The following is a 5,242-nucleotide window of genomic DNA, read 5'->3' as shown; positions in this document are numbered from 1 at the left end:
GGGGACTTTGACATCATTACCCCCCAAAATTGGGGGGCTAGGGGGGCGAAATCAACTTAACCGCGTAAGTCCTGAGTATAAATACTTGTTTATGATCCTCTGACCCATTGCATTCCCATGTGGGTACTATAGCAAAGGAAGTATTGTTTAAGACATCGTCTTTTGATTGAAAGGGAGCAGGGAGCAAGTAATAGGCAAGCTAGCAAGAGGCAAGAGGTAAAAAATCCTGTGTACCTGATTAGGATAGAAACGCTATAGTCTTATTTTGTTTTTGTAATTTATTGTTCAAACTCCTGAATTTTTTTCATGTATTTTTTTGATGCTCCTTCAGATAATTGAAGTCTTTGTTCTTTTTTAATGCGGAAATATTCATTATAAATTTCCTGACTTTCTTTCTGCTCAAGTAAATAATCATAAGGACCTTTGCCAGACAAAAGTTTAACTAATATAGGTGAGATTTCAATAGTGACGAATAAGGCAGTGATTAGCCAATTAATATTACGAATATTCGGATCGTCTTTAGATAGTTCTTCTAAAGCAACAAGACGGGCTAAGAAGCCATCTGATTCTTTGTCAATTTCTTGATTCAGTTGTTCTAAGTTACTCTCTGGTGACTGCAAAATCAGGTTACGTTCTTGCCTAAGCTTATCTATTTGTTCCTCTTTCTCCTTAACTTTATTATCTAATTCAATAAATTGTTGTTTTATTTCATCTGCATAATTTCGTTTGTCTTTATAAACAATTCCTTTTCCAAATTGGCCTGTTCCCTGTGTACCTTCTGCTTCTGCATTAGCAACATTTTCGGCGTCTTCCCATTCATTTTTGTACTTGTTTTTTTCTTGATTTAAGGCTTTAATTTCTTGTTCTAATTCTTTTATTGGTTCGCTAACTTTTTCTTTTCTTGCATCATCTTTTTGTTGTTTTATTTTCTGATTAATTTCTTTTTCAAAAAGCCTCAATTCAAGGGGTTTAGCCACCACAAAGCTTAATAATAAGGCTATTACTAATCGAAGACTAGTTGCTGCAATAAATGACAATTTTAAATTTGATTCCGATTTTTTTCTCTTAGAGCTTAAAATTAAAAAACGATCTAAGTTAAAAACTATAAAACTCCAAAAAATTCCTCCTACACAAGAAGCTGCTACAGAACCGAATACTGTATAAAGAGCATAACCACCGGAAAAAATAGCCGTTGTTGATGTTAGCAAAACCGTGGTACCAATTGCTGTATATTTATATCGTTCTGTCAAACATTCTTTTTGGGCCAAAATATGATGATCTGCACCAGCAGACCATAGCAATAATTTTTCTAGTGAATTTAAATTATCTTTAATTGTTGGAGCCTGTATTAGGTGTTGAAGTTCAGCTGGTAAGGCAATTTCGTTTATAAAAGTACCAACCGCTTCAACACCATAAGCATTAAGAGCACTTTTGATATTTTCTGTAGCTCGTTCCTGGATTTGATCCCGTTGTTGTAAGAAGTCTAAGACATTATATTCTTGAGCATAATTACGGAAGTAATTACCAACCATCGGTTCTAATACCCTATTCACAAGGTTTTTAATGGAGCTATATTTAACCGCACCATTAGACAAGCAGCTAAGAACTCCTCCTTGTTCCTCAAATTGCTCAGAACTATTAGCATTTGGTGAACCCACACGAGAGATCATTTTAGGAGAATTTTTTGGAGCAATATTAATAACCTGTGTGACTTCAATTTTAAAAGTAAAGCCATCTTTAGAGCGAAGGTCTAAGGTTTTCAAATTAGAATCGTAGTTGGTTGCTGGTTTATCTCTATTCGTCCATTCCAAAGTTATTTCATGGGCAGGAACTATTACTATACTTTTCACTCTTGTATTGATAGGATGTGTTCCAGCTTCTATTGGTATGTTCTGAATCCCTTTATACCCAATTGGAACGATATTAAACTGATAACCATGAGTAGTTTGCTCTTGATTTGCTTGGCTATTCTTACCAACATTTGAGATTAAAACTCCAACTGTTCCAGATTTAATATTAGTTAAAGGAACTTGTTCAACTTCCACAAACCAAGGATTTAAACTCCAAAAACCTTCTTCGATAAATTCTTCTTGTAAACCTCGATAGCCACCTTTTTCAATAAACTCCTGTGGCTCCTGAAACTTATTATGTCCCTTAATAACTGCTCCCGCAATCTCCCCTCCTGGTAAGGGCTTACCATCAAAAGTGGTAACAATACCAATTTTACCTGATTCAACTCTGTAAACTTTTAATTGTTCTGGCTTCAGTCCATATTGCTTGGCATTGTCAGTAGTAACTACTGTAAATAGTTCAGTGTTTATTCTATAGTAACCTTCAGTAAGAATTGCTCGCTGTTTACCTTGTTGACCACCGTTTTTGACAAAGGCTTCAACATTCTGAAAATTATCGCAATCTACAGCTTTACCTAGTATTTGTCCTGGTGGTAGTTCAGCACCATCTTGAGCAATAACTAGCCCTATCTCCCCTGATCGAATATTAATTAATGGTACATTGTGAACTTTAAACAACTCTGTATTAATGTAGTGAATTCCAGGAGGAAGAATTGCTAATTGGTTCCCTTGTTGACCGCCGTTTTTGATAAATGCTTCAGCGTCCTGAAAAGTGCCACATTCAACAACTTTACCAAAGTTCTGACCAAGTGGAAGTGGCTCACCATCCCTTGCTTCCACTAACCCTACTTCATTAACTCCAATTTTGATAAGTTCAACTCTCTTAATTTTGAAAAGTTCTGTATTAATTGCGTATTTGCCAGTAGTAATAATCTTTAACTGTTGGCCTCTATATCCTCCATTTTTAATAAATGCTTGAGCATCTTCAAAATTGTTGCATTCAACAGCATCACCAAAGGTTTTTCCAATCGGAAGTGGCTTGCCATCTTTCGCTTCTACTAAGCCAATTTCATAGTCATTAATGTAAGTAATTGGCCTTATTTCAACAGAAAACAGTTTAGTATTAAGGCGATAAATACCATTTTTTAAAATACCTAACTGCCTACCCCGTTGACCACCATTTTTGATAAAGGCACGACCATCTTGAAAGTCATCGCATTCTTCGACAACTTTACCAAACATTTTACCTGTGGGAAGAGAATCACCATCGTTGGCTGTTACTAATCCAATTTCATCTTTATCAATCTGTATAGCCTTTTGTATGACAACTTTATACGTCAACGGAGAGCGAAAATGTCGTCCAGGACCAAGAGTATCAACCTGCCAACCCATTTCTCCATTAAGAGCAATTTGACGATTAGATGGTAAAGGACTACCAAACTTTTGATAAACAATTCCCATCTCATCTTGAGAGATTACATAAACGCCAGGTGCCCGATCAATTGCCATAACAAAAACTCCACTTAATTAGTTAACTAGTTATTTAAAATAATAGTCTTTCCCTACCTTAATCGTTATTATTTGAACGTGAGTTCGAGGAACTGGACAAAGGTGAAAGGTAAGCATTCAGCTCTCAGCTATCAGCTCTCAGCTCTCAGCTCTCAGCTTAAGCGCTACGCGCACGCTACGCGAACAGCTCTCAGCTAATGGGCTACAGATGGTGCTACTTGAGATGCTATCAGCTAATGGCTTGTGGCCACGCTACGGTAACAGTTTCTCCCCATAGCGTGAGCCTTGGCCTATGGCCACGCTACGGGAATGGCTGACGGCTGACGGCTGACGGCTGAATGCTTACGGTGAAAGAAAGGCGCTCGACTAGATTTGAAGCCATTGAGTCTCAGCCAGCTATGACCAATATTGTATCGCGTTTGGATATCACCCGTATGTTCTGTGAAGTAGACGACTTTTTTCAGTTGTTTGAGTGTTACTGGCAGCAGTTGCCCCAATTACCTTCCATTGCAGGGGAACGATCCTGTCGCTCTCGAATGAGTCGAGGGTGAGATGATGACCATCGTGATCGCTTTTCATGGTTCTGGGTTCCCTAGATTCAAAAAGTAGTATATAAGATTACGGAATTCTGTTGGGAAGCGATTGACCTTGGCCTTTAGGCCACGCTACGCGAATGGTCACGCTACGCGATGCTCGGTACGAGCCGCTACGCGAACGCATTCTCGGGCAGTTCCGGTACATGGAAAAACAGACTTAAGGAGTGACACCGAAGCGATAAGGGAAGCGTACCCATTCTCGGCCAGGGTAAACGCCTAGAAATTTGGATCAAAAGTTACAGCTAAAAGGTAAACCATAGTATGCCCAATAGTAATCCTTGTTGACGATTTCTTGGGAAAGAATAGAAATTCAATAATTCACAAATTAGAAATTTTGTCAAGCACATTTAGAGGGAGCAGGTCAGTTTTGTAAGAACAAAAGTACTATTAAGCCCTAAAACTTGGAAGTTTTGAGGTAAGCATTCAGCCGTCAGCTAATGGGCTACGCGCACGCTGCGCGAACAGCTAATGCGCGTAGCCCATTAGCTGAATGCTTACCATTAACTCAATTTTTTTTTGAAATTCGAATAAATCCCATCCTAAAGAAGTTTTTTTGTTCAAAGTCAACGAATTTTCCCCTGACTTTGAACAAAAATCAAAGTCGGATTTGCGTACGCAACCAGAATTTAGAGTACTCTCAAATCGACCTTGGATAACACGGCCAATAATTGAGCAATGTTTTGGGCTTATTGAGAATCAACCGGGTGATTAGAGATTTTTGATACTATTGTTTACTTTTTAACTGTAACTTTTGATACACAATTAGAGGCATTTACCCTGTTTATGAGGTTTTATATGAGGTTTATGAGGTTTGATATGAGGTTTGATATGAGGTTTATGAGGTTTATGAGGTTTGATATGAGGTTTATGAGGTCAGGGTAAACCCATCTAATTTGGTATAAATGGTAACAGACAAAAATCTTATTAACTGTAAGCATTCAGCCGTCAGCTAATGGGCTACGCGCACGCTGCGCGAACAGTTAATGGGCTACGCGCATTAGCTGAATGCTTACCATTAACTCTAATTTTTTTTTGAAATTCGAATAAATCCCATCCTAAAGAAGTTTTTTTGTTCAAAGTCAACGAATTTTCCCCTGACTTTGAACAAAAATCAAAGTCGGATTTGCGTACGCAACCAGAATTTAGAGTACTCTCAAATCGACCTTGGATAACACGGCCAATAATTGAGCAATGTTTTGGGCTTATTGAGAATCAACCGGGTGATTAGAGATTTTTGATACTATTGTTTACTTTTTAACTGTAACTTTTTGATTACACAATTAGAGG

3 protein-coding genes and 1 pseudogene are annotated in these 5,242 nt (G+C 37.9%); 2 read left to right on the top strand and 2 right to left on the bottom strand.

What is annotated here, in order from left to right:
• Positions 1–278 precede the first annotated feature (278 nt).
• Together LYNGBM3L_RS11540 and LYNGBM3L_RS40400 are read right to left on the bottom strand one after the other, a co-directional pair.
• Entirely contained in the window at positions 279–3,359 is a 3,081-nt protein-coding gene (locus tag LYNGBM3L_RS11540; protein WP_008182783.1) for a DUF4407 domain-containing protein, read from the bottom strand.
• A gap of 290 nt (positions 3,360–3,649) precedes the next feature.
• Positions 3,650–3,856, bottom strand: a complete 207-nt coding sequence (locus tag LYNGBM3L_RS40400) for a hypothetical protein (RefSeq protein WP_131826981.1) — start codon at positions 3,854–3,856, stop codon at positions 3,650–3,652.
• On the opposite strand from LYNGBM3L_RS40400, the pseudogene LYNGBM3L_RS50290 reads away from it, so the two are divergent.
• Positions 3,758–3,962: pseudogene (locus LYNGBM3L_RS50290) on the top strand (IS982 family transposase); the annotation flags it as partial. The gene LYNGBM3L_RS40400 and the pseudogene LYNGBM3L_RS50290 sit on opposite strands and share 99 nt — an antisense overlap.
• Positions 3,963–4,001: 39 nt before the next feature.
• Complete coding sequence (locus tag LYNGBM3L_RS43295; protein WP_154659753.1) at positions 4,002–4,175, top strand: hypothetical protein; 174 nt, start codon at positions 4,002–4,004, stop codon at positions 4,173–4,175.
• The last annotated feature ends 1,067 nt before the right edge of the window (positions 4,176–5,242 follow it).

Origin of the sequence: Moorena producens 3L, from assembly GCF_000211815.1 — a bacterium.
Taxonomy (GTDB): domain Bacteria; phylum Cyanobacteriota; class Cyanobacteriia; order Cyanobacteriales; family Coleofasciculaceae; genus Moorena; species Moorena producens.
This window is presented reverse-complemented; position numbering and strand designations above follow the sequence as displayed.

What these genes read in the sequence shown, in the direction of transcription:
- LYNGBM3L_RS11540 (WP_008182783.1), bottom strand. Translation starts at nt 3,359, where the DNA reads ATGGCAATTGATCGGGCACCTGGCGTTTATGTAATCTCTCAAGATGAG.